We start from the raw sequence: 22,737 nt of genomic DNA, 5'->3' as shown, positions 1-22,737 counted from the left end.
AGCTTACTTGACGATGGCGTCGATGCGAATTTCAGTGAAATTCTGACGATGGCCTTGGCGCTTCTGGTAGTGCTTACGGCGACGCATCTTGAAGATACGGACCTTCTCGCCACGACCGTGGGCCACCACGGTAGCCTTGACCGTTGCACCGGCAACCAGGGGGGTGCCAACCGAAACCGCTTCACCGTCCACCACCATCAGTACTTCTTCAAGCACGATCTGGGCGTCGATGTCGGCGGCAATCTGTTCTACTTTAAGTTTTTCGCCAATGGCAACTTTGTACTGCTTGCCACCGGTTTTTACGACCGCGTACATGACTGGGCTCCTAATAGATAACTCCCCCGCTACACGCAGGGAGCCGCGCAATATACGGAAGTCCATGAATTTGGTCAAGTTTTTCCGTCGGCAGTGTGCAAAGGCCGCATATCAGCAATATCGCATACATCATGCGCGAGAGTGTCTAGCAAGGGCCGCTGCTCGGCTATAATTGCGCCGTTTTGAATCTGTCAGCCCATCGGCACAAGGCCATAGTGTCCATCGAATTCGTCAAATCCGTCGTCGCCAGCGATATGCAGGCGGTGGACCAAATCATCCGCGATCGCCTGCGCTCGGAAGTCGTCCTGGTCAGCCAGGTTGCCGAGTACATCATCTCCTCCGGCGGCAAGCGCCTGCGCCCGGTACTGACCCTGCTCTCGGCCGGCGCGCTGGGCTACCAGGGCCAGCACCATCAGGAGCTGGCAGCCGTGGTGGAGTTCATCCACACCGCCACCCTGCTGCATGACGATGTGGTCGACGAATCCAGCCTGCGCCGTGGCCGCGATACCGCCAACGCCTTGTTCGGCAATGCCGCCAGCGTGCTGGTCGGCGACTTCCTGTACTCGCGCGCCTTCCAGATGATGGTGGGCGTGAATGATATGCGGGTCATGCAGGTATTGGCCGATGCCACCAATATCATCGCCGAAGGCGAGGTGCTGCAGCTGATGAATATCGGCGATGCCGAGCTCGACGAAGCCGCCTACCTCAAGGTGATCCGCTACAAGACCGCCAAGCTGTTCGAGGCCGCCGCCCGCCTGGGCGCCCTCCTGGCCAAGTCCGAGCCGACGATCAAGACCGCCATGGCCGACTACGGCATGCACCTGGGTACCGCCTTCCAGATCGTCGACGACGTGCTCGACTATTCGGGCGACGCAGGTGAGATCGGCAAGAATCTGGGCGACGATCTGGCCGAGGGCAAGTGTACCCTCCCCCTGATCCACGCCATGCGTCTGGGCACCCCGGCGCAGGCCGCGGTAGTGCGGCAGGCGATCACCGAGGCGCAGCGCGAGCACTTCCCCGAGGTGCTGGCCGCGGTGCAGCAGAGCGGCGCCCTGGAGGCCGCCCTGCGCGCCGCCCGTGCGGAAGCCGAGCTGGCCCTGCAAGCCATCGCCAGCCTGCCGGATAATGTGCACAGTCAGGCACTGCGTGCCCTGGCCCGCTTCGCGGTGGAGCGCAACAGCTGATATTTCAATGGCTTAGCGGATTTTACGCGGAAGAACTTTACAGACCGGGTCCGACTCGCCATAATGCGCGACTCATTTCGGGGTGTAGCTTAGCCTGGTAGAGCGCTACGTTCGGGACGTAGAGGCCGGAGGTTCGAATCCTCTCACCCCGACCAGACATGAACAAAGAGCCGATGCATTGCATCGGCTCTTTGCTTTTGTGCTCGCACCCCAGTCTGCAGGCGGCCTGGCAGCCCTTCGCGTCCCACCTCTGTCCACCCTGCCCAATAGGGCAAAAAAATCCCGCTGACCCAGAGGGCGAAGCGGGAAGAGGAGGAGGAAATCGTTCGCACCCAAATCTAGTGCGATTGCTTTAATCCTAGCGTCAAAATCAGATTCCTGCAAGGCAAAGGTACTTGATTTCCAAGTAATCTTCGATGCCGTGACGGGAGCCTTCGCGCCCCAGACCGGACTGTTTTACCCCGCCAAACGGGGCCACTTCGGTCGAGATCAGGCCGGCATTGATGCCCACCATGCCGTACTCCAGCCCTTCCGCCACCCGCCAGACACGGCCGATATCCTTGGAATAGAAGTAAGCCGCCAGGCCGAATTCGGTGTCGTTGGCGCGTTCGATCACCTCTTGTTCAGTCTCGAACTTGAACAGCGGCGCCAAGGGGCCGAAGGTCTCTTCGCGTGCCACCTTCATGTCGCGAGTCACATTGCTGACGATGGTGGGCTCAAAGAAGCTCTGCCCCAGCGCATGGCGTTTACCGCCGGTCAGCAACTTGCCGCCCTTGGCCAGCGCGTCGGCGATATGCTCCTCGACCTTCTCCACCGCCTTCAGGTCGATCAGCGGGCCCTGGGTCACACCGGGCTCCATACCATTACCGACCTTGAGCTTGCCAACCGCCACCGCCAACTTCTCGGCAAAGGCCTCGTACACACCAGCCTGCACATACAGGCGGTTGGCGCAGACACAGGTCTGGCCGGCATTGCGGTACTTGGAAGCGATCGCGCCCTCGACCGCGGCATCGAGGTCGGCATCATCGAACACGATAAAGGGCGCATTGCCGCCCAATTCCAGCGAGACCTTCTTGATGGTCGGGGCACAGGCCGCCATCAGCTCGCGGCCGATCTCGGTCGAACCGGTGAAGCTCAGCTTGCGAACGATGGGGTTGGCGGTCAGCTCGCCACCGATGGCCTTGGCCGAACCGGTGACCACGCTGAAGACACCGGCCGGGATGCCGGCGCGGTGGGCCAGCTCGGCCATGGCCAGTGCCGACAAGGGGGTCTGACTGGCCGGCTTGATCACCATGGGGCAGCCGGCCGCCAGGGCCGGCGCGGCCTTGCGGGTAATCATGGCGGAAGGGAAATTCCACGGCGTCACCGCGGCGGTCACGCCGATGGGTTGCTTGATCGCCATCAGGCGCTTGTCGGCCCAGGGCGAGGGGATGGTCTCGCCGTAGACGCGCTTGGCCTCTTCGGCGAACCACTCGAAGAAGGCGGCCGAGTAGGCGATCTCGCCCTTGGCTTCGGTCAGGGGCTTGCCCTGTTCTGCGGTCAGGATGACGGCCAGATCGTCCTGATTGGCCATCATCAGGTCGTAGAGCTTGCGCAGCAGGGTGGAGCGTTCCTTGGCGCTCTTGGCACGCCAAGCCGGCCAGGCGCGCTCGGCAGCCTCAATGGCGCGGCGGGTCTCGGCCTCGCCCATCTTGGGCACGTGGGCAATGATCTCGCCCGTGGCCGGGTTGTTGACGGCCAGGCGCTCACCACTATCGGCATCCAGCCAAAGGCCGTCGATATAGCACTGCTGCTTGAGCAGGCTGGGGTCTTTCAGATTCAGCATCATCTACTCCCACTATGCGTTGAATGACAGGAAGGCCCGCCGCCAACCCAGGTTTGCGTGCGGGCCTTCCCAGTCCGGTATGACGGGCTATCAGGCCTTGATCGCGGCATCCAGGATGTCCAGCGCCTCGGCGAAGACGGCGTCTTCGATGGTCAGGGGTGCCAGGAAGCGGATCACGTTCGAGTACACGCCGCAGGTCAGCAGGATCAGGCCGCGCTTCATGGCTTCGGTCTGCACCTTCTTGGCGAAGTCGGCGTCCGGCTCGTGGCTGCCGGCCTTGTTGAACTCGACCGCGACCATAAAGCCCAGGCCGCGCACGTCGGCAATCTGCGGCACGCTGGCCTTGAGGCTGTTGAGACGCTCCTTCAGCGCCGCGCCCAGACGCTCGGCGCGCTCGTTGAGCTTTTCTTCCTTGATCACGTCCAGCACCGCCAGTGCAGCGGCCACGGCCATGGGACTGCCGGCATAGGTGCCGCCCAGGCCACCCGGGGCGGCGGCGTCCATCAGCTCGGCGCGGCCGGTCAGGGCCGACAGCGGGAAGCCACCGGCCAGGCTCTTGGCCATGGTAATCAGGTCGGCCTTCACACCGTGGTGGTCCATGGCGAAGGTCTTGCCGGTACGGGCAAAGCCGGTCTGGATCTCGTCGGCGATCAGGAGGATGCCGTGCTCGTCACAAATCTTGCGCAGTTCAACCAAGAACTCGGTCGGCGCCACGTAGAAACCACCCTCGCCCTGCACCGGCTCGAGGATGATGGCGGCGACACGCTTGGGGTCGACATCGGCCTTGAACAGGGTGTGCAGGGCCTTGATCGAATCGGCCACGGTCACGCCGTGCATGGGGATGGGGAAAGGCGCGTGGTAGACGTCGGCCGGCATGGGGCCAAAACCGATCTTGTAGGGATTGACCTTGCCGGTCAGCGCCATGCCCATCAGGGTGCGGCCATGGAAGGCACCGGAGAAGGCGATGATGCCGCTGCGGCCGGTGGCGGCACGGGCCACCTTGACGGCGTTCTCGACCGCTTCGGCACCGGTGGTGAAGAAAGCGGTCTTCTTGGGGCCGGTGATCGGCACGATCTCGTTCAGGGTCTCCGCGAGGCGCACATAGCCCTCGTAGGGCACGACCTGGTAGCAGGTGTGGCTGAAGGCATCGAGCTGGGCCTTGACTGCGGCGGTCACCTTGGGGTGGCGGTGGCCGGTGTTGAGCACGGCAATGCCGGCAGCGAAGTCGATGAAACGGCGGCCTTCAACATCCCAGACCAGGCTGTTCTCGGCGCGCTCGACGAAGAAATCTCCCAGCACCCCGACGCCGCGAGGCGTGGCAGCAAGACGGCGGGCGTGGAGATCGGCATTCTTGGACATGATAGGAATCCTTGGGAATCAAAGGCGGACAGCAAGGATTTAATCATACGTGATGAACAAATTCACCACTATTGATGAATTTATTCATCGCTGCGGCGCAGCATGAAACCCGACCATCAATAACAAAGGGCAGCCCAAGCTGCCCTTTGGTTCCCCACCGCCAGTCGGCGTCGACGGGGTATCACTGCGCCGCCTTGGCCGCCGCTTCCGCCGCCAGCTTGGCCTCGGCCGCGTGTTGCGCCTTGCAGGCCGTATCGGACGCCGCCACCTGCTTGGCGAAATCGTCGGCGCTGTAGTTGTCATTCTGGTAGCTGATCCGCCCCTGCTTGACCACGATCTTGGTGTGGCCGGTAAAGGCGATGGCCTCGCCAGTGCCCTTGCAGGTGGCATCCATGATGTAGGGGCCGGTGGCGTTACCGCTGAACTTCCAGTCGTACTCCACCGTGCCGCCCTTGACCTTGGCCGGACCGGTCATCTCCCAGCGCGCATTGGGGAAGGACAAGAGAAAGGCCTTGACCACGTTGTCGCGCGCCACCATGGCGCCGAACTGCGGCGTGCCCACGGTGGAATCCAGGTACTCCACCTCATAGGCAAAGTAGGAGGCCGCCTGGTTGGCCGCGGCCACCACGTCAGCCTCAGGCACATTGGCCTTGCCGGCATTGCTGCTCCAGGCTGCCATATAGGCTTCCACCACCGCCAAGGGCTTGCTCGGCGCCTTGGCGGCAAACACGGACAGACTGCAAGCGGCGATGGCCGCGCTCACTGCAAAGCGATGCAACTGCATGATGCTCTCCCTGGCTGGATGGGGCGCTCGCCCCGGAACACCCCCTCGCAGACAACAGACCTCCCTGCCCTACCAAGATTCGGCCAGGGCCTGGGTCACTGCGCAGGAGATCGATTTCGTTAGGCATCCGCCAATCGGCCCACCCACTCGCGTCAGCGAGGCTCCCTCGCGGCGGCGAGGGCGGGGTGTGGAATCAATCAGCGAACACCGGTTGAACTAAAGAGACGCCCAAGCGCCCGGCTGAGCGAAGTCGTTGCCACCGTCAGGTGGCTTACTACTTCGGCCTCCTCCTTGCGGGGACATCCGGGCGAAGCACTGCAGTGGCAGTCCTCCACCCTGCACCGTACGACTAATGTTTAATCATTACGTGGCGGACACAGCTGTAGTCCTCCAGCGCATACATGGACATATCCTTGCCGTAGCCAGACTTCTTCATGCCGCCGTGCGGCATCTCGCTGACCAGCATGAAGTGGGTGTTGATCCAGGTGCAGCCGTACTGCAGCTTGGCCGCGGCCTGCATGGCCTTGCTGACGTCGCGGGTCCAGACCGAGCTGGCGAGGCCGTAGTCGGAATCATTGGCCCACTGCACCGCCTCGGTCACGTCGTCGAAGCGGGTCACCGAGACCACCGGGCCGAACACTTCCTTGCGCACGATCTCGTCGTCCTGGCGCGCACCGGCAATCACCGTCGGCTCGAAAAAGAAACCACGGCCAGCCGCCGACTTGCCGCCGGTGGTGACCTCGACATGCTTCTGGCTGGCAGCCCGCTCCACAAAGCTTGCCACCCGCTTGCGCTGCCGCTCCGAGATCAGCGGGCCCATCTCCACCCCTTCCATATGCTGGTCGCCAAAACGGATGGTCGAGACCGCGCTGGACAGCTCGGCCACCAGCTTCTCGTAGACCTTGCTGCCGGCGTAGACACGGCAGGCGGCCGTGCAGTCCTGGCCCGCGTTGTAGTAGCCAAAGGTGCGGATGCCAGCGACCACCTCGTCGATGTCGGCATCGTCGAACACGATCACCGGCGCCTTGCCGCCCAGCTCCAGATGGGTGCGCTTGAGCGACTTGGCAGCGGTCTCGAGGATCTTCTGGCCGGTAGAGACGTCGCCGGTGATGGAGATCATGCGCACCTGCGGCTGCGAGATCAGCGGGCTGCCGACCGATTCGCCACGGCCGGTCACCACGTTGACCACGCCGGGCGGGAAGATGTCGGCGATCAGCTCGGCCAGCTTGAGGGTAGTCAGCGGCGTCTGTTCGCTGGGCTTGATCACCACCGTATTGCCGGCGGCGATGGCCGGCGCGATCTTCCAGGCCGCCATCATCAGGGGGTAGTTCCATGGAGCGATGCTGGCCACCACGCCCAGCGGATCGCGGCGGATCAAACTGGTGTGGCCGGACAGGTATTCGCCGGCCAGCGCACCCTGCTGGCTGCGCACCGCGCCGGCAAAGAAGCGGAATACATCGGCCACGGCCGGGATCTCGTCGTTGAGCGCAAACAGATAAGGCTTGCCGCAGTTGAGCGATTCGATACGGGCGAACTCGGTGGCACGCGCCTCGATCGCGTCTGCCAGCCTGAGCAGCAGGGTGGCCTTGTCCTTGGGCGTGGTCGCGGCCCAGCCGGCAAAGGCCGCCTCGGCGCTGGCGACCGCAGCCTGCACCTGCTCCAGGGTGGCCTCGGCCACCTCGGCGATCAACTCGCCGGTGGCCGGGTTGAGCACCGCTTCCCGCTCACCCTCGCCGGGCAGGAATTGGCCGTTGATCAGCAGTTTGGTATTCATGGCTTCTCCTTCGGGGCGCACGCCGCCCCACTGCAGTAATTCATCATTTGCCGCTGCCGGCCACGGTCTCGGTGCCTTGGGTCAGGCGCCAGGCCAGCAGTATGGGGATCATGGTCACCAGCATCACGGTCATGGCCACTACATTGGTGATCGGTACATCACGCGGCCGCCCCAGTTGATTGAGCAGCCAGATCGGCAAGGTGCGCTCCTGACCGGCGGTGAAGGTGGTGACGATGATCTCGTCAAAGCTCAGCGCGAAGGCCAGCATGCCGCCGGCCAACAAGGCGGTGGCGATCTGGGGCAGCACCACGTAGCGGAAGGTCTGCAGACCGTCGGCCCCCAGGTCCATGGAGGCCTCGATCAGGTTGTAGGAAGTGCGGCGAAAGCGCGCGATCACATTGTTGTAGACGACCACCATGCAGAAGGTGGCGTGGCCGATCACGATGGTCCAGAAGCTGGGTTCCACCGCCGCCAGCTTGAAGCTGGACAAGAGCGCAATGCCGGTGATGATGCCCGGTAGCGCGATAGGCAGGCTCAGGAGCAGGGTGATGCCGTTCTTGCCCGGAAAGTTGGCGCGGTACAGCGCAGCGGCCGCCATGCCGCCCAACATCAGGGCTATGACGGTAGCCGCCGTGGCGACCTTGACCGACAGCCAGATGGCGGTCAATACGTCATCTCGTGCAAAGGCGTCCCGGAACCAGTGCAAGGTGAAACCCTGCAAGGGGAAGCTGAAGGCCGAAACCTCGGTATTGAAGGCATACACGCACACCACCAGGAGGGGGAAGTGCAGAAAGGCGAGGCCCAACCAGGCGAGGCCGCGCAGCCAGTGTGGCGAGCGTTCGTGCTTGGTATCAGAGTGCATCGAAGGCCCCCAGGCGGCGGGCGATGCCCAGGTAGACGGCGATGATGATGACCGGTACCACGGTAAAGGCGGCGGCCATGGGGATGTTCCCGATCGCACCCTGCATGGTGTAGACCATATTGCCGATGAAATAGCCGCTCGGCCCCACCAGCTGCGGGATGATGAAGTCCCCCAGGGTAAGGCTGAAGGTAAAGATGGAACCGGCCACGACGCCGGGGAAGGCCAGGGGCAGGAGCACGGTGCGGAAGGTCTGCGCCGGCGAAGCGCCCAGGTCGGCCGAGGCCTGCAAGAGCGAGACCGGCACCCGCTCCAGCGCCGCCTGGATGGGCAGAATCATGAAGGGCAGCCAGATATAGGTGAACACCAGGAAGCGCCCGAGCTGGCTGGTAGAGAGCGAGGTGCCGCCGATCACCGGTAGCGCCAGCACGGCATCCAGCGCGCCGCGCAGCCCCAGTTGCTCCACGCACCAGTAGACGATACCGCCCTGCGCCAGGATCACCGTCCAGGCATAGGCCTTGACGATATAGCTGGCCCACATGGGCAGCATGACGGCGATATAGAACACGCCCTTCCAGGCGCCGCGCGCATAGCGTGACATATAGTAGGCCAGCGGAAAGGCGATCAAGGCCGAGGCGATGCTCACCGTGGCCGCCATGCCGAGGGTGCGCAGCACAATATCGATATTGGCCTGGAACAGCGGGTTGCGCGGGTCGGCAATGGCGCGGAAGTTGTCCAGGGTCAACGCCGGGCTGACCGCCATGGTGAAATCGTCAAAGGTGTAGAAGCTCTGCGCCAGTAGCGCCAGCAAGGACCCGAGATAGACCGTGCCGTACCACATCAGCGGCGGCACCAGGAGCAAGAGCAGCGCCAGGGTGCGGCGGCGGTACAGCAGGTCGGCGAGGCGACGGCGCAGACCGCCGTGCCGCGGTAGCGGCCTTGCCTCGTGCAGGGTGGCGGCGTTCAACATCATGCCTCCAGCCAGACCATGGCCTGCTCTTGCCAACCTACCAGCACGGGCTGGCCCGGCACCGGTCGGCCTTCTTCGCCGTCGGCCCTGTTGGGCAGCGCGACCGCCAGCCGGGCGCCATCGTCCAGCACCACCTCGTAGCGGCTGACTGCGCCGTGGTACTGCACATCCAGCAATGTACCCGGCACGCGGGGGCCGCCATGGTCTTCGGCCACAAAGGCCATCTGCTCCGGGCGTACCGAGAAGGCTTGCGCTTCGCCCAGCAGCTGCTCGGCCAGCCCTGCTTCGATCACGTTGGCGCCACCGACAAAGTCGGCCACAAAGCGGGTCCTGGGGCGGGTATAGAGGTCGCGCGGCGAAGACAGTTGTTCGATGCGGCCGCGGTTGAAGACTGCCACCCGGTCGGACATGGAAAGCGCCTCGCCCTGGTCGTGAGTGACGTAGATAAAGGTGATACCCAGCTTGCGCTGCAAGGCCTTGAGCTCGACCTGCATGGCTTCGCGCAGCTTGAGGTCCAGTGCGCCCAAGGGCTCATCCAGCAACAGCACGCGCGGCTGGTTGATCAGCGCGCGCGCCAGGGCCACCCGCTGGCGCTGGCCGCCGGACAGCATGGCCGGCTTGCGGCTGCCGTAGTCGGCCAGCTTCACCAGGGCCAGCATCTCCTCGGCGCGCTTGCGGCGCTCCGCCTTGGCCACCCCCTTGACCATCAGCCCGTAGGCCACGTTGTCCAGCACGTTCATATGCGGGAACAGGGCGTAGTCCTGGAACACGGTGTTCACGTCGCGGCGGTAGGGCGGCAAGCCGGCCGCCTCCACGCCATGGATGCGGATGGCACCGGCCTGCGGCTGCTCAAAGCCGGCGATGAGGCGCAAGCAGGTGGTCTTGCCCGAGCCGCTGGGGCCGAGCATGGAGAAAAACTCGCCATCGGCGATGCTGAAGCTGACATCGTCGACCGCCCGGACGGACTCGAAGTGGCGGCTGACCTGCTGGAATTCGACGGCTGAAGTCATGGTGGCTGCTCTGCTGCCGCAGCGCCTGGGCGCTGCCTGCGTGTCTCGGATCTTCGGTACTGGCCGCGTGCACTCAGCGGCAACTGGATATCAACTGCTTGCCGTGCTTCCGCACGGCGACCGGATTTGCTACTTGCCGTGCTATCGCAACGGCAAAAGAACGCCCGACCGGCCCGGTACCCCACAGGACCGGTCGGGACCAAAGATGGTCCGGGGAGCAAGCGCCGGACCACCGAGCGCTATGGCTACCGCCACGCGGCCAGGGCCGATGACGGTGCCGTGGAACCCACCTGCGGGGCGCGAGAGAGACGCGCCCTGCAGGCTACGGTCCCTAGCGTCCCCCCATGATCGCGATATAGTCCTGCGTCCAGCGGCTGTAGGGCACACAGCTAGCCTGGCTGGCGCACTTGCTCTGTGGCGTCTTCCAGAACTTGATCTGGCTGAAGCGCTCGAAGCCATTGTCCTTGCAGAAGTCGCCACCGCCAGGTGCTTTCTCCTTGCAGGCGTTGGGCACTGCCGGCAGCGATCCGAACCACTCGGCCACGCCGGCCTGCGTCTTGCCGCTGAGCGAATGTTCCAGCCACTTGTAGGCACAGGTCAGGTTCTTGGCATCGGCGTGCAGCATGGTGGTATCCGCCCAGCCGGTCGCACCTTCCTGCGGCACGGTGGAGGCCACCGGCTGTGCCGGCTTTTCGGCCAGCAGGGCATTCACCTGGTAGGGCCAGGCGCTACTGGCGGCCACACCCTCGTTCTTGAAGTCATTCATCTGCACGGTGACGTCGTGCCAGTAGCGGTGGGTCAGCGCCTTCTGCGCGCGCAGCACCTTGAGCACCTCGGCGTACTGCTTCTCGTTGAGCTCGTACGGGTCCTTGATACCCAGGGCGGGGTTCTTCTTCATCAGATAGAGCGCCGCATCGGCGATATAGATCGCACCGTCGTAGGCCTGCACCCTGCCCTTGTTGCTCTTGCCGTCTGGCAGCTTCTGCTCCTCAAAGACGACAGCCCAGCTCTTGGGCGCTTCCTTGAAGACCTTGGTGGAATACATCAATACATTCGGTCCCCACTGGTAGGGCACACCATAGTGCTTGCCATCCACGGTATGCCAGGGGGCATTCTGCAGCCGGCTGTCGACGTTCTTCCAGGATGGTACGAGGGCGGTATTGATCTCCTGCACCTTGTGGCCCACCACCAACCGCAACGAGGCGTCGCCGGAGGCGGTCACCAGGTCATAGCCGCCCTGGTTCATCAGGCTGACCATCTCGTCTGAAGTGGCCGCGGTCTTGACGTTGACCTTGCAGCCGGTGTCCTTCTCGAAGCCGGTCACCCAGTCGTAGTTCTTGTCGCTCTCGCCGCGCTCGATATAGCCCGGCCAGGCAATGATGTTGAGTTTGCCTTCGGGCTTGCCCAGGCTTTGCAGCGGGGCGGCCCAGCCCGCGCCACCGACGGCGACTGCAAGGGCGAAGGCCACTCCATGGGTAGTTCGCTTGTGCATCGTGCTCTCCTGTTGGTTCGCGTGGGTCTGCCCCACCGGGGATGGACGGGGCCATTCTCGGCCGCTGCTTTCGCCGCCATCCAGACCAGCAGGGAGATAAAAACTATCGATAAAACCGAAAGTACACAGACCATGGCGGTGCGCGCGCCCTGCAACACTGCGCCATTTGAGTGCGGCAGCGCAGCAGTTGGCGCCGACGATAAGCCATTGAATCTTCTAGACAGCCCATAGCCATTGGCTATAACCGCCATGCCGCAACGCAAAATCCCACGCAGCTCGCGCTGATCCACTCACCCAGCCAGTGAGCTACCTGCTGATCAAACAACAGACCGAATTCGGCCTGATCGATAGCTGGCGATGAGAAATCGGAATTTCAGATAGCAATTCCTCGGTCACCTAGCGGTACTTTGCCGCCAGGCGGCCGGTTGACGGTGTTGCCTAGTCGCGACGCCACTTGATGGAACAGCCTATGGCGGACCGCTGCTCGGGCGGCCCCTCGCCCAGCATGGCGATCATCTTCATAGCCTCGAACAATTCTCGCTCGGCCTCAGGTACCGCATGCCGGCCCGAAGCGTCAAAACGGCCGCGGTAGCGTAGGCGCAGCTCGGCGTCGTAGCCGAAGAACTCGGGCGTACAGACGGCGCCATAGGCTTTCGCCACATCCTGGCTTTCATCAAACAGGTAGGGAAAGCCGAAGCGGTAGGCTTTGGCATAGGCCTGCATGGTCTCGAAGCCATCCTCGGGGAAGTCGGCCGGGTCATTGGCGCTGATGGCCACACTGCCTATGCCGTAGCTCTCCAGCTCGCGGCAGGTGACCACCAGGGGCTCGCGGATGGCCTTCACATAGGGGCAGTGATTGCAGATGAACATCACCAGGAGGCCGTTGGCGCCACGGCAGTCTGCCAGGCTGTGTTTGCGGCCGTCGGTGCCAAGTAGCGCAAAGTCTGGCGCCGGGGTGCCCAGATGGGCGCTCGGCGAGGTAACGCTGGCCATGGGGAAGTCGCCTCGTTGGATGCCTGCTGCGAGTATAGGGCATGGGCAGCCGGCCCACCGGCGCGCCCCGGCTGGCATAATCGCGCCATCCTCTTTGCAGCCAACGCCATGTCCCGCCTCTATGTCGATCTGCCGCTCGCGAGCGGCCTTGCCTTCCACCTGCCGGAGCAGGCGGCCCGCCATGTGCAGGTGCTGCGGCTGCAGCCTGGCGACCCGCTGACCCTGTTCAACGGCCAAGGCGGCGAATACAGCGCGACGGTGGAGGAGATGGGCAAACGCCACGTGGCGGTGACGGTAGGCGAGCACCTGGCTGCCACGCGCGAATCACCGCTGCAGCTCACCCTGGTGCAGGCGCTGTCGGCCACCGAGCGCATGGACTACACGGTACAGAAAGCCACCGAGCTGGGTGTGCAGACCATACAGATCGTGCAGTCGGCCTATTGCAGCTACAAGCTCGCGGCGGATCGGGTAGAGAAGCGTCTGCAACATTGGCAGGGCGTGGCCGCGGCCGCGGCCGAACAATGCGGCCGCACCCAGCTGCCGCAGATCCTGGCGCCGATCAAATACGAGCAGTGGCTGGCCAAGGCGCCGCCGGCCGATCTCAGGCTGCTGCTCTCGCCCATAGGCGGTGTGCCGCTCAGCAGCCTGCCCGCCAGCATTGGCAGCGCGCAGGTGCTGATCGGCCCGGAGGGCGGCTTCTCGGCGGAAGAAGAGGCGTGGGCGGTAGAAAAAGGCTATACGGCCCTGCTGCTGGGGCCACGTATCTTTCGTACCGAGACCGTGGCACCGGTGATCGCGGCCCTCTTGCAGGCCCGCTACGGCGACTTCTAGGGCGCTTGCCTAACCCGCCAATTCGGCGGTTTGCGGCAGCGCCGCCAGGTTCTTTTCCAAGAGGATGGTGTCGGCCAGAAAGCTCAGGTCGCGCTTGCGCTCGCCGGTCTCAGAAAAGCCCAGCTTGCGCCAGAAGGGAAAGGCCGGCTCATTGCTGGCAATGATGCCGATGCGCACGGTGCGCATGCCGGGCCAGCTACGGATCAGCTGCTCGACCCGCTCATAGGCGAGCCGCCCCAGGCCCTGCCCCTGCCAGCGCTCGGCCAGCAGCAAGAGGCTGATCATGGATTGGCCCGGATAGCGCCAACCCTTGAGCAGCATGGTCACACCCACCAGCTGGCCGGCGTAATGGATGCCGTAGATCTGCTGGTCGGCGATATTGCGCCCGGGCGGCAGCTCGTTGCCATCGAACCAGCCGGCGATCGCATCCCGCGCGGGCAGGGCCTTGCCCTCGGTCAGCCGCCAGTAACGCGGCGCTTCGCTGCAAACCTGATAGAGCTCGCTCAGTTGCGCTGCGCTGGGGGCGACGATACGTGTCAGCTGGATGGTCACTGCCGGTTCCTGGGAAGACAAACGGCCAGCGTGCGCTGACCGTTGTTGGAATTAGGGCTGGCACTGTAGCGAGCCAGCCTGTCGCCGTCGAATATATAACGGCGACCGGGACTCACAGCCCCCCGTACGAATGCAAGCCGGCCAGGAACATGTTCACGCCCAGGAAGGCGAAGGTGGTGACCAGGAGGCCGATCACCGCCCACCAGGCCAGCACATTGCCGCGCCAGCCCTTGACCAGACGCACATGCAACCAGGCCGCGTAGTTCAGCCAGACGATCAGCGCCCAGGTCTCCTTCGGGTCCCAGCTCCAGTAGCCACCCCAGGCGTCGGCCGCCCACATGGCGCCGAGGATGGTGGCGATGGTGAAGAACAGAAAGCCGACCGCGATGGCGCGATACATGACCTCGCCTATGGTCTCGTAGGCCGGCAGGCGCGATGCCAACCAGCCCTTGGCGACCAGCAGTTGCGCCACGCCCAGCATGGCAGCGAGGGCAAAGCTGCCATAGCCGACAAAGTTGGCCGGGACGTGGATCTTCATCCACCACGACTGCAGCGCCGGGATCAGCGGCTGGATCTCATGCGCTTGGCGATCGAAGGTATACCAGAGGATAAAGCCCACCGCTGCGCTGACTACCAGCAGCACGAAGGCACCCATGCGGCGGGTCGCAAAACGCTCCTCGTAATAGAGGTACATCAGCGAGGTGATCAGGCAGAACAGGATGAACACTTCGTAGAGGTTGGAGACCGGCACATGGCCGATGTCCGGGCCAATCAGGTAACCCTCGTACCAGCGCACGAAAAACCAGACCACGGCCGCACCGGCCGCCGCCCAGGTCAGACCCGAGGCGATGGCCTCCAGCGTGGCCGAACGGCGCAAAAGCCCACCCCAGTAGACGAGGGTGGCAAGGAAGAACAGCACGCACATCCACATTGCGGCCGACTGGCTGGCCAACGCGTACTTGAGCCAGAAGGCACTCTGGCCGCGCGCAAGATCACCGCCATACAGCGCGATGCCACCCAGCGCCAACAGGCCCGCCACCGGGAAGAACACCCGCACCGACTTCCAGAACCAGCCCAGGGCGATCAGCGCCAGCGTAGCGCCGGCCAGGATGGCCTGCTCGTAGCCATCCATGGCGGCGTGGTAACGGTTGAACACGATGCCGGCCACGAGCAGCACAAAGGCGGCGAACAGATGGTCGCCCAGGCGCAGGTCGCGCCAGAAGGGCTGGGCGGCCTTGGATAACGGCTTGGCCGCGAGGGTAGAGGTACTCATGTCTGGCTATCCTCTTGCGGGCCGGCAATGCCGGCCATGGCTAGACGGTGGGTGTCGAATTCGGTTTCGGTCAGGGCATCGCGGCGGTTGCTGCTCAGCGCCATCAGGAGGCGGCCTTCGGCGACCCAGACCCAGATCCGGTTCTCGCGGATGTAGAACATGCAGAATATGCCCAGTACGAGCAGCACGCTACCCAGGTAGACCAAATCCTTGCCTGGGCTGCGGGTCAGCTGGAAGCCGCTGGACTTGACCTCCTGGAAGCTCTGCGGCTGCAGGTAGAAGCCGCTGCCGTAGTCAAAGCTGGCGGAGACCGCCACCAGGCTGTCCATCAGGAAGCGGTAGCGCTTCTCGTCCACCGCCAGCGGCGCCTCGCCGGCGCGCTCACGGCTGAGGTCCCAGGCGTCGATCACGGCCCCCTGCAGGAGCTTGATATAGGTCTGCGCCACCGCCTGGCGCTTGTCCTCGGGCACCCGGTCTCCCAGGAAGCGCTCCAGCGCGGCAAAGCCACCCTCTGAATAGCGCTGCAGCACCCAGCCTACGCTCTGCTCGAATTCCTTGCGGAAGGGACCGCTGATGGCGCCATCGTGCTCGGCCTTGTCGGCCATGCGGCGGGCCACCACCGGCCAGGCGTTCGGGTCCGAGAGTACGGCTCGCAGCTGCATAAAGCCGTCGACCTTGAAGTCCTCGTCCAGCGGGATGCGAACAAAGGCGAATGGGGCGGCCACCTCGCTACGCACACCGCTCATCAGGTAGTAGCGGCCTTCGCTCTCGAAGGGCGCGAGGTAGTTCAGGTATTCACGTGCCTGGCCCTGGCCGTCGCGCACCTTGAACTGGATCGAAGGGCCGAGGTTCTTGACGTTCTTCTGCGCCTTGACCTGGCGGGCATCCTGCAGGAGCTTGGCCATGTCGCCGGGCTGCGGCTCGGCGCCGATATTCTCGATATTGAAGGGGCGGAAGTCGCCGAATTCCAGTGTCAGCGGCGCGCCCTGCCAGTCAAAGGACTGGGTGGTCTGCGAGGTCGCCTTCAACTCCACCGGCTTGGCGCTCTTGCCGTGCCAGTCCCAGACTGCGAACTGCAGATGTGAGCCGCCGTCGCCAAAGCTCGACTGGTAGATGGCGATGCCGTTGACGATCAGCGGGTGGTTGACCTTGACCGTGCCGGCCGTGACCTTGCCGGTGGCGCGGTCCATGACCTCGATATCGCTGGCGAAGAGCTTGGGCTGGCCGGTGCTGTAGTGCTCGATATGGAACTGCTTGAGACGGATGCTGAAGGGCAGCTCCTGCACGAAGTAGCCACGGCCGGCGTTGAGGAAGATCACGTCGGCGGCCGTGCCTTCGGCCAGGTTGATATTGCCGCGGAAGGACAGGTTGCCCTCACTCAATCGACTCTGCGGCGGAATCTGACTCTGCGGCACATTGCGCAGCTCCACCTGCTTGATGCCCAGCTCGGTCTGCAGTTTGAGCGGCAGATTGCCATCGAGAAGGCCGCCCAGACAGATCACCACAATGGCCGAGTGCGCCAACAGGTAACCGAGGCGCTGCATGCTGCCCTTTTTGGCCGCCAGAAGCTGGCCGTCCTCGCGGGCATGCAGCTTGTAGCGGTAGCCGCGCTGCTGCAGCCAGAGCTGGACCTGCTCCAGCGCAGCCGCCGGGGCGGTCTGCAGCGTCAGCTCCTGGTGATGGGCCATGGCCCGCAAAGACTTGAGACTGGCATGCTCGCGGTAGGAGCGGATGTCGCGCAGGATGCCCGGCAGGTGGCGGTAGATGCAGACCGAGGTCGATACCACCAGGAAGGCCAGCATCAGGAGGAACCAGCTGGCATGGTAGACATCGAACAGTCCCAGCCACTGGAAGGGCTGAAACCAGAAGTCGCCGAACTCGAAGACATAGTCCGGATAGGGCTGGTTCTGCTGCAGCACGGTACCGATGATGGCGGCAACGGCAACGATGACCAGCAGGCTGATGGCGAAGCGCATGGAGCTCAGGAGCTCGTAGCAGGCCCGCGCAAAGGAAGTACGGCGCACTTGGATTTCCACACATGGACCAAAGGGGTGGCTCAGGCCACCCCTTTGTATCGGCGGGCGGGAAGAAGTTTCCCGCCCTGTTCTGTCGCCCGGCGCTGCGGTTGCCGACGCTGGTCGGCCCGCGGCGGCAGGTGTGTTGCTTAACGCAGACCGGCGATGTACTCGGCGACAGCCTTCATCTCGGCGTCCGACAGCTTGGCGGCGATCGGCGACATGATGGCGTTCTTGCGGTCGGTGGCGGCCTTGTAGTTGTTCAGGCTGCTGACCACGTAGGCAGCATGCTGGCTACCCAGGCGCGGGAACTGCACCGGAATGCCGGCGCCGCTCGGGCCGTGGCAGGCCATACAGGCCGGCACACCGGTAGCTGCGATGCCACCTTGGTAGATCTTCTTGCCGGCGGCCATCAGGTCCTTGTTGGTACCGGCACGCTCCTTGGGCTTCTGCTCACCGAAGTAAGCCGCCAGGTTGCGCATATCGGCGTCCGACAGGTTGGCCACCTGGCCCGCCATGATGGGGTTCTTGCGCTCGCCCTTCTTGAAGGCGTTGAGCTGGGCGTAGATGTACTCGGGATGCTGGCCGGCCAGGCTGGGATTGGTACTGGCGGCGCTGTTGCCGTCGGCACCGTGGCAGGCTGCACAGACGGTGTCCACGATCGCCTTGCCCTTGGCCGGGTCGGCCTTGGTTGCGGCCGCGGGGGCTTCCGCCGCCATGGCGAAGGGGGCGATGAGGCCGAGCAGGACTGCCAGCGCGCTACATTTCATAGCAACAACTCCTTGATGACGGGGTGAGCGCCGAACACGCTCGTTTTACTTGTTTTTGGCCTGCCTAGGGCGCGTTGCGCTAGAGCTTGGGAAGCATCCGCGCGCCAAGGCTTTGATTCAAACCTGATATTCTATCCGAACCTTTAGAGCCTGTTAATGTGCTCGTACCGCCCAGCGCCAGCATCGGCGCCGCACACCCATTTGTAGAGCATAGTCATGTCGCTGTTCCGCCAACTTCGCTTCCATACCACCGTCAACGACCTGCACATGCTGCCTGCAGGCGGGCTGGAGGTGGCTTTTGCCGGCCGCTCCAACGCTGGCAAGTCGAGCGCCATCAACACGCTTGCCGACCATACTAGACTGGCCTTCGTCTCCAAGACACCCGGTCGCACCCAACACATCAACTACTTTGATTTCGGTCAAGGGCGCTTCCTGGTCGACCTGCCGGGCTACGGCTACGCCCAGGTGCCCGAACCCATCCGCGCGCACTGGGAGCAGCTCCTGGGCCAGTACCTGGCCACCCGCCCCAATCTGATCGGCCTCGTGCTGCTGATGGACGCACGTCACCCGCTCAAGCCGCTGGATGTGCGCATGCTGGACTGGTTCATCCCCACCGGTCGGCCGGTCCATGTGATGCTGACCAAGGCCGACAAGCTGACCCGGCAGGAGCAGACCAAGACGCTGACCGAAGTACGCAAGAAGCTGGGCGGCTGGCCACAATGCACGGTACAGCTGTTCTCCAGCCTCAAGAAGACCGGCATGGAAGAGGCCGAAGGCGTGGTTGGCGGCTGGTTTGCCGCCGCCATGAGCGAGATGGAAGAAGACGAGGATGCGGACTCGGGAACTTAAACGCAGGGAAGGGACTCAGACCGGCAGGTGTACCACACCTCCCGCTTCTTCCTCCCTGAGCGGGTGCCCGGCCATCATGCGCCGGGCATTTTCAACCCCGGCCTTCTCCCCTTGGCCGGGGTTTTTTATTAGCCCTACGCACCATTCAACGTATTTTTAACAAAAGCGGGCATTGAACTTGCTGACGTCATAGTGGTTTGACTGGCAATATGCTATGTTAGCCTTCGCCGTAACAGGTGCATAAGTGCATCGTCGGTAGGCATAAGGAGACAAGCCGATGCAGAACCTAGCCGGCATCAAGGTTATGGTGATCGACGACAGTAATACTATTCGCCGTAGTGCCGAGATCTTTCTGGGCCAGGCGGGCTGCGAAGTCATCCTGGCGGAAGACGGATTCGACGCGCTGGCCAAGATCAGTGACCATCACCCCGACGTGATCTTCGTCGACGTGATGATGCCTAGGCTGGACGGGTACCAGACCTGCTCGCTGATCAAGAAGAACCCGAAATTCAAGGCCACCCCGGTCATCATGTTGTCCTCCAAGGACGGCTTGTTCGACCGGGCTCGTGGCCGGATGGTGGGGTCGGATGAATATCTGACCAAGCCATTTACGAAGGACAGCCTGCTGCAAGCAGTAGGCATACATGCCAACCACGCCTGAACGGCGTCAAGGAATGAATTGAAATGACCATCAAGAAAATTCTGATCGTCGACGACTCCCCGACTGAACGCCATTTCCTCGGCGAACTGCTGACCAAGAACGGCTTCCAGGTCATGACCCTGGAAAGCGGCGAAGAGGCTGTGGCCCGTGTCAAGGACATCATGCCCGACCTGATCCTGATGGATGTGGTGATGCCGGGCCTCAACGGCTTCCAGGCCACCCGTACCATCACCAAGGACGATGCCACCGCGCACATCCCGGTGATCATGTGTACCTCCAAGGGCCAGGAAACCGACATCGTCTGGGGCAAGCGCCAGGGTGCCAAGGGATACGTGGTCAAGCCCGTCAATCCCGAAGAACTGCTCAAGCAGATCGCGGCGCTCGGGTAACACCAGACCATCATGGCCAAACGCGTCAGTCTCCGTGAATTCCAGGAAAGCGTGGTCGCAAGGCTGAAAACCTTGCCGGCGACCCACGCCGCCACTACCAAGCTCGGCATCCAGGTCGGCGATACGCCCTGGCTGGTCGACCTGACCGATGTCAGCGAGGTGCTGCCGGTGCCGACCATGGTCGACGTACCGCTGACCCGCCGCTGGTTCAAGGGGGTCGCCAATATCCGCGGCAACCTCTATAGCGTCGTCGATCTGCCCGGCTTTCTGGGCGACGAGCCGGTCCACCTCAGCGTAGGTAGCCGGCTTTTGATCATCCATCCCCGCCACGTGGTCAATTCGGCTCTGCTGGTGAACCGGATGTTGGGTCTGCGCAACGTGCAGAACATGGAAGAAGTCGCACCCGCCGACCCGGCGGTACCGTGGTGTGGTCCGACCCGGCGCGACAGCGACGGGCGGGAATGGCGCGAGATGCGCATCAACGAATTGGTGCAACAGGGGCCGTTCCTGCAAGTCGGCACCATCTGATGCAACGGGACTTGGCACGATAATCACAGGCCGACGCGGCCCGCGAATAAGGTAACAGGGAGAAATGCGAACATGGCGCTGCTGGATAAACTGAAATCGAACAGCAAGGGCAACTCAGCCGAGCCGGCAGCGCCGGCCAAGGGTGGTCTGGGCAATACATTGATGAACAAGCTCACCGGCAAGAAGGGGGGCGGCGACAAGGCTGAAAAGGCCTACGACCCCCTGCGCACGGTGTCCATCCTCGACCGTATCCGCCCGCAGGCGGAAGGCGGCGTTGCCAAGCCGCTGCCCTTGATCGGCCACCTGCCCATCCGCCGCCAGATCGAACTGTGCGTGTGGACCATGGGTGTCTCCATCGTCGCCTTCGCGGTGACCGTGGTGCTGCAGGTGCGCGGTTCCGGCCACGACGCCATCTACCGTGCGACCTCAACCGAAATGCAGATGCTTTCGCAGCGGATCGCCCGTGCGTCCGCGCAGGCCATCCAAGGTAACACCGAGGCCTTCGGCCTGCTGTCCGAGGCGTACAGCCAGTTCGACAACGACCTGAACCGCCTGATCAACGGCGGTGACGGTCTGCCTGCTTCGGGCGGTGCTGCTGCCGACATTCTTGCCGGCATCAAGCAGAACTGGGACACCAACTTCCGTCCCAACCCCAAGAAGCCGACCATCGAGATCATTCTGAAGCAGAAAGATACGCTGATCGCGCTGACCAAGAACGTGAGCTCGATCAACCGTAACGATGCCAAGCTGCTGGAACTGACCCAGCAGCTCGTGTCGCTGCTGAGCGAATCGAAGGCTTCGGCCCACGAGATCGAACTGGCCAACCAGCAGGTGATGCTGTCGCAGCGTATGGCCAAGAACGCCAACGCCATGCTGGCCGGTGAAATCATCAACCCGGAAGTGGTGTTCCTCTTGGGTAAGGACACCAACACCTTCCGCGACACCCTGAACGGGATGATCGAAGGTAGCGATGAACTGCGCCTACCGGCCGCCAACAACCCGGAAGTGAAGCAGAAGCTCAGCGAAATCCGCGACATGTTCAAGGATTTCGAGACCGTGGTGGGCGCCTTCTCGCGCAACATGCAGAACCTGGTGTACACCCGCCTGGCCAACCAGACCACCTATAAGGAAAGCGAAAAGCTGCTGCAGGATGGCAAGAAGCTGACCGAAGCCTATGAAAGCCAGGCTGGCGGCATCCTGATGGTCGTGCTGGAAGTGGTGTTCGCCATCCTGGCCTTCGCCGGCCTCTTCGGCCTGATCCGTGTGTATAACGGCGAATCGCAACGTCGTCGTTCCGAGATCGAAGCAGAAAACAAGCGTAACCAGGAAGCTATTCTGCGGCTGCTGAACGAAATGTCCGACCTCGCTGACGGTGACCTGACGGTACGCGCCTCGGTGACGGAAGACCTGACCGGCGCTATCGCCGACTCGATGAACTACACCATCGACGAGCTGCGCAGCCTGATTATCGGTATTAACCGCGCCACCGACCAGGTGACGGCCGCATCCCAGCAAGCCCAGGCAATTTCGGGCGAACTGCTGCAAGCAGCCCAGCGCCAGTCCGAAGAAATTATCGACACTAACGAAGTGGTGCAGAACATTGCCCGCTCGATCACCGACGTGTCCGGTACCACCGTCGAATCCGCCCGTGTGGCGCGCCAGTCGCTGGACGCTGCCAACAAGGGTGCCGACGCGGTGCAGAACCAGATCAAGGGCATGAACGAAATTCGTGAACAGATCCAGGAAACTGCAAAACGGATTAAGCGTCTGGGTGAAAGCTCGCAGGAAATTGGTGAAATCGTGGAACTGATTTCCGACATTACCGAGCAAACCAACGTGCTGGCGCTGAACGCAGCCATTCAGGCCGCTTCGGCCGGTGAAGCCGGTCGCGGCTTCACGGTGGTTGCGGAAGAAGTGCAGCGCCTTGCAGAACGTTCCGGTGAAGCGACCAAGCAGATCGGCGCGATTGTGAAGACCATTCAGGCCGATACCCACGACGCCGTGGCCGCTATGGAAATCTCCACCCAGGGTGTGGTGGAAGGTGCCAAGCTGTCTGACGCCGCAGGCCAGGCACTGACCGAGATCGGTCAGGTGTCGAGCGAGCTGGCAGGCCTGATCGAGACCATCGCCCAAGCGACCCAGTCGCAGCAGCAACTGGCTGACAAGGTGGCCGTCTCGATGCAGGACATTCTGCGCATTACCGAGCAGACCACTGCTGGTACCAAGCAAACCGCCGTGCAGATTGGTCAGCTGACCGGTCTGGCTGCCGAGCTGAAGGGCTCGGTAGCGGGCTTCAAGCTTTAA

Annotated in this window: 21 protein-coding genes and 1 tRNA gene; 8 read left to right on the top strand and 14 right to left on the bottom strand. The window is 63.2% G+C overall.

The window, feature by feature from the left end:
• Positions 1 to 3 precede the first annotated feature (3 nt).
• Positions 4 to 315, bottom strand: a complete 312-nt coding sequence (gene rplU / locus VIM95_RS06120) for a 50S ribosomal protein L21 (RefSeq protein WP_184198959.1) — start codon at positions 313 to 315, stop codon at positions 4 to 6.
• Positions 316 to 530: 215 nt separating this feature from the next.
• Between rplU and VIM95_RS06115 the strand changes: the two genes are divergently transcribed.
• Both VIM95_RS06115 and VIM95_RS06110 read left to right on the top strand, forming a co-directional pair.
• Positions 531 to 1,499 (top strand): polyprenyl synthetase family protein, encoded by a 969-nt coding sequence (locus VIM95_RS06115; protein WP_331984098.1) that lies wholly within the window; start codon positions 531 to 533, stop codon positions 1,497 to 1,499.
• 78 nt (positions 1,500 to 1,577) lie between these two features.
• A tRNA-Pro gene (locus tag VIM95_RS06110) sits at positions 1,578 to 1,654 on the top strand.
• Positions 1,655 to 1,869: 215 nt separating this feature from the next.
• Here VIM95_RS06110 and gabD read toward each other — a convergent pair.
• The 9 genes from gabD to VIM95_RS06065 form a co-directional block, all read right to left on the bottom strand.
• Positions 1,870 to 3,324, bottom strand: a complete 1,455-nt coding sequence (gabD, locus tag VIM95_RS06105; protein ID WP_331984119.1) for an NADP-dependent succinate-semialdehyde dehydrogenase — start codon at positions 3,322 to 3,324, stop codon at positions 1,870 to 1,872.
• Positions 3,325 to 3,414: 90 nt separating this feature from the next.
• Positions 3,415 to 4,683: a 4-aminobutyrate--2-oxoglutarate transaminase gene (locus VIM95_RS06100; RefSeq protein ID WP_414648482.1), complete on the bottom strand. Its 1,269-nt coding sequence runs from the start codon at positions 4,681 to 4,683 to the stop codon at positions 3,415 to 3,417.
• 181 nt (positions 4,684 to 4,864) lie between these two features.
• Positions 4,865 to 5,467 (bottom strand): hypothetical protein, encoded by a 603-nt coding sequence (locus tag VIM95_RS06095; RefSeq protein ID WP_331984096.1) that lies wholly within the window; start codon positions 5,465 to 5,467, stop codon positions 4,865 to 4,867.
• Between the two features lie 349 nt (positions 5,468 to 5,816).
• On the bottom strand, positions 5,817 to 7,241 hold the full coding sequence (locus tag VIM95_RS06090; protein ID WP_331984094.1) for a gamma-aminobutyraldehyde dehydrogenase: 1,425 nt from the start codon (positions 7,239 to 7,241) through the stop codon (positions 5,817 to 5,819).
• 43 nt (positions 7,242 to 7,284) lie between these two features.
• Positions 7,285 to 8,103: an ABC transporter permease gene (locus VIM95_RS06085; RefSeq protein WP_331984092.1), complete on the bottom strand. Its 819-nt coding sequence runs from the start codon at positions 8,101 to 8,103 to the stop codon at positions 7,285 to 7,287.
• On the bottom strand, positions 8,093 to 9,073 hold the full coding sequence (locus VIM95_RS06080) for an ABC transporter permease (RefSeq protein ID WP_331984090.1): 981 nt from the start codon (positions 9,071 to 9,073) through the stop codon (positions 8,093 to 8,095). Before VIM95_RS06080 ends, VIM95_RS06085 begins: the two co-directional genes overlap by 11 nt.
• Positions 9,070 to 10,080: an ABC transporter ATP-binding protein gene (locus tag VIM95_RS06075; protein WP_331984088.1), complete on the bottom strand. Its 1,011-nt coding sequence runs from the start codon at positions 10,078 to 10,080 to the stop codon at positions 9,070 to 9,072. The genes VIM95_RS06080 and VIM95_RS06075 overlap by 4 nt, the downstream gene beginning before the upstream one ends.
• Before the next feature lie 331 nt (positions 10,081 to 10,411).
• Positions 10,412 to 11,572 carry an ABC transporter substrate-binding protein gene (locus VIM95_RS06070; RefSeq protein WP_331984084.1) on the bottom strand — a complete coding sequence of 387 codons (1,161 nt, stop codon included), beginning with the start codon at positions 11,570 to 11,572 and terminating at the stop codon, positions 10,412 to 10,414.
• A 438-nt stretch (positions 11,573 to 12,010) separates the two neighbouring features.
• A complete protein-coding gene (locus tag VIM95_RS06065) occupies positions 12,011 to 12,565 on the bottom strand; it encodes a thioredoxin family protein (protein ID WP_331984082.1) in 555 nt (184 codons plus the stop codon).
• Positions 12,566 to 12,673: 108 nt separating this feature from the next.
• On the opposite strand from VIM95_RS06065, the gene VIM95_RS06060 reads away from it, so the two are divergent.
• Entirely contained in the window at positions 12,674 to 13,396 is a 723-nt protein-coding gene (locus VIM95_RS06060; RefSeq protein WP_331984080.1) for a 16S rRNA (uracil(1498)-N(3))-methyltransferase, read from the top strand.
• 9 nt (positions 13,397 to 13,405) lie between these two features.
• Here VIM95_RS06060 and VIM95_RS06055 read toward each other — a convergent pair whose 3' ends face one another.
• The 4 genes from VIM95_RS06055 to VIM95_RS06040 form a co-directional block, all read right to left on the bottom strand.
• On the bottom strand, positions 13,406 to 13,948 hold the full coding sequence (locus VIM95_RS06055) for a GNAT family N-acetyltransferase (protein WP_331984078.1): 543 nt from the start codon (positions 13,946 to 13,948) through the stop codon (positions 13,406 to 13,408).
• A gap of 112 nt (positions 13,949 to 14,060) precedes the next feature.
• Positions 14,061 to 15,221 (bottom strand): c-type cytochrome biogenesis protein CcsB, encoded by a 1,161-nt coding sequence (ccsB, locus tag VIM95_RS06050; RefSeq protein WP_331984076.1) that lies wholly within the window; start codon positions 15,219 to 15,221, stop codon positions 14,061 to 14,063.
• Positions 15,218 to 17,245 (bottom strand): cytochrome c biogenesis protein ResB, encoded by a 2,028-nt coding sequence (locus VIM95_RS06045; protein ID WP_331984074.1) that lies wholly within the window; start codon positions 17,243 to 17,245, stop codon positions 15,218 to 15,220. Before VIM95_RS06045 ends, ccsB begins: the two co-directional genes overlap by 4 nt.
• Before the next feature lie 140 nt (positions 17,246 to 17,385).
• The gene (locus VIM95_RS06040; protein WP_331984072.1) at positions 17,386 to 18,006 is read right to left on the bottom strand and encodes a c-type cytochrome; all 621 of its coding nucleotides are present in this window, start codon (positions 18,004 to 18,006) and stop codon (positions 17,386 to 17,388) included.
• Between the two features lie 216 nt (positions 18,007 to 18,222).
• On the opposite strand from VIM95_RS06040, the gene yihA reads away from it, so the two are divergent.
• The 5 genes from yihA (at position 18,223) to VIM95_RS06015 (ending at position 22,737) form a co-directional block, all read left to right on the top strand.
• Positions 18,223 to 18,855 carry a ribosome biogenesis GTP-binding protein YihA/YsxC gene (gene yihA / locus VIM95_RS06035; protein WP_331984070.1) on the top strand — a complete coding sequence of 211 codons (633 nt, stop codon included), beginning with the start codon at positions 18,223 to 18,225 and terminating at the stop codon, positions 18,853 to 18,855.
• Positions 18,856 to 19,132: 277 nt separating this feature from the next.
• Entirely contained in the window at positions 19,133 to 19,516 is a 384-nt protein-coding gene (gene pilG / locus VIM95_RS06030) for a twitching motility response regulator PilG (RefSeq protein WP_284195756.1), read from the top strand.
• 29 nt (positions 19,517 to 19,545) lie between these two features.
• The gene (locus VIM95_RS06025) at positions 19,546 to 19,905 is read left to right on the top strand and encodes a response regulator (protein ID WP_349258178.1); all 360 of its coding nucleotides are present in this window, start codon (positions 19,546 to 19,548) and stop codon (positions 19,903 to 19,905) included.
• 12 nt (positions 19,906 to 19,917) lie between these two features.
• Positions 19,918 to 20,433 (top strand): chemotaxis protein CheW, encoded by a 516-nt coding sequence (locus VIM95_RS06020; RefSeq protein WP_331984063.1) that lies wholly within the window; start codon positions 19,918 to 19,920, stop codon positions 20,431 to 20,433.
• 72 nt (positions 20,434 to 20,505) lie between these two features.
• The gene (locus tag VIM95_RS06015; RefSeq protein WP_331984061.1) at positions 20,506 to 22,737 is read left to right on the top strand and encodes a methyl-accepting chemotaxis protein; all 2,232 of its coding nucleotides are present in this window, start codon (positions 20,506 to 20,508) and stop codon (positions 22,735 to 22,737) included.

Source organism: Chitinimonas sp. (assembly GCF_036568685.1).
Classification (GTDB): domain Bacteria; phylum Pseudomonadota; class Gammaproteobacteria; order Burkholderiales; family Chitinimonadaceae; genus Chitinimonas.
This window is presented reverse-complemented; position numbering and strand designations above follow the sequence as displayed.

What these genes read in the sequence shown, in the direction of transcription:
- rplU (WP_184198959.1), bottom strand. Translation starts at nt 315, where the DNA reads ATGTACGCGGTCGTAAAAACCGGTGGCAAGCAGTACAAAGTTGCCATT.
- gabD (WP_331984119.1), bottom strand. Translation starts at nt 3,324, where the DNA reads ATGCTGAATCTGAAAGACCCCAGCCTGCTCAAGCAGCAGTGCTATATC.
- VIM95_RS06100 (WP_414648482.1), bottom strand. Translation starts at nt 4,683, where the DNA reads ATGTCCAAGAATGCCGATCTCCACGCCCGCCGTCTTGCTGCCACGCCT.
- VIM95_RS06095 (WP_331984096.1), bottom strand. Translation starts at nt 5,467, where the DNA reads ATGCAGTTGCATCGCTTTGCAGTGAGCGCGGCCATCGCCGCTTGCAGT.
- VIM95_RS06090 (WP_331984094.1), bottom strand. Translation starts at nt 7,241, where the DNA reads ATGAATACCAAACTGCTGATCAACGGCCAATTCCTGCCCGGCGAGGGT.
- VIM95_RS06085 (WP_331984092.1), bottom strand. Translation starts at nt 8,103, where the DNA reads ATGCACTCTGATACCAAGCACGAACGCTCGCCACACTGGCTGCGCGGC.
- VIM95_RS06080 (WP_331984090.1), bottom strand. Translation starts at nt 9,073, where the DNA reads ATGATGTTGAACGCCGCCACCCTGCACGAGGCAAGGCCGCTACCGCGG.
- VIM95_RS06075 (WP_331984088.1), bottom strand. Translation starts at nt 10,080, where the DNA reads ATGACTTCAGCCGTCGAATTCCAGCAGGTCAGCCGCCACTTCGAGTCC.
- VIM95_RS06070 (WP_331984084.1), bottom strand. Translation starts at nt 11,572, where the DNA reads ATGCACAAGCGAACTACCCATGGAGTGGCCTTCGCCCTTGCAGTCGCC.
- VIM95_RS06065 (WP_331984082.1), bottom strand. Translation starts at nt 12,565, where the DNA reads ATGGCCAGCGTTACCTCGCCGAGCGCCCATCTGGGCACCCCGGCGCCA.
- VIM95_RS06060 (WP_331984080.1), top strand. Translation starts at nt 12,674, where the DNA reads ATGTCCCGCCTCTATGTCGATCTGCCGCTCGCGAGCGGCCTTGCCTTC.
- ccsB (WP_331984076.1), bottom strand. Translation starts at nt 15,221, where the DNA reads ATGAGTACCTCTACCCTCGCGGCCAAGCCGTTATCCAAGGCCGCCCAG.
- VIM95_RS06040 (WP_331984072.1), bottom strand. Translation starts at nt 18,006, where the DNA reads ATGAAATGTAGCGCGCTGGCAGTCCTGCTCGGCCTCATCGCCCCCTTC.
- yihA (WP_331984070.1), top strand. Translation starts at nt 18,223, where the DNA reads ATGTCGCTGTTCCGCCAACTTCGCTTCCATACCACCGTCAACGACCTG.
- pilG (WP_284195756.1), top strand. Translation starts at nt 19,133, where the DNA reads ATGCAGAACCTAGCCGGCATCAAGGTTATGGTGATCGACGACAGTAAT.
- VIM95_RS06020 (WP_331984063.1), top strand. Translation starts at nt 19,918, where the DNA reads ATGGCCAAACGCGTCAGTCTCCGTGAATTCCAGGAAAGCGTGGTCGCA.
- VIM95_RS06015 (WP_331984061.1), top strand. Translation starts at nt 20,506, where the DNA reads ATGGCGCTGCTGGATAAACTGAAATCGAACAGCAAGGGCAACTCAGCC.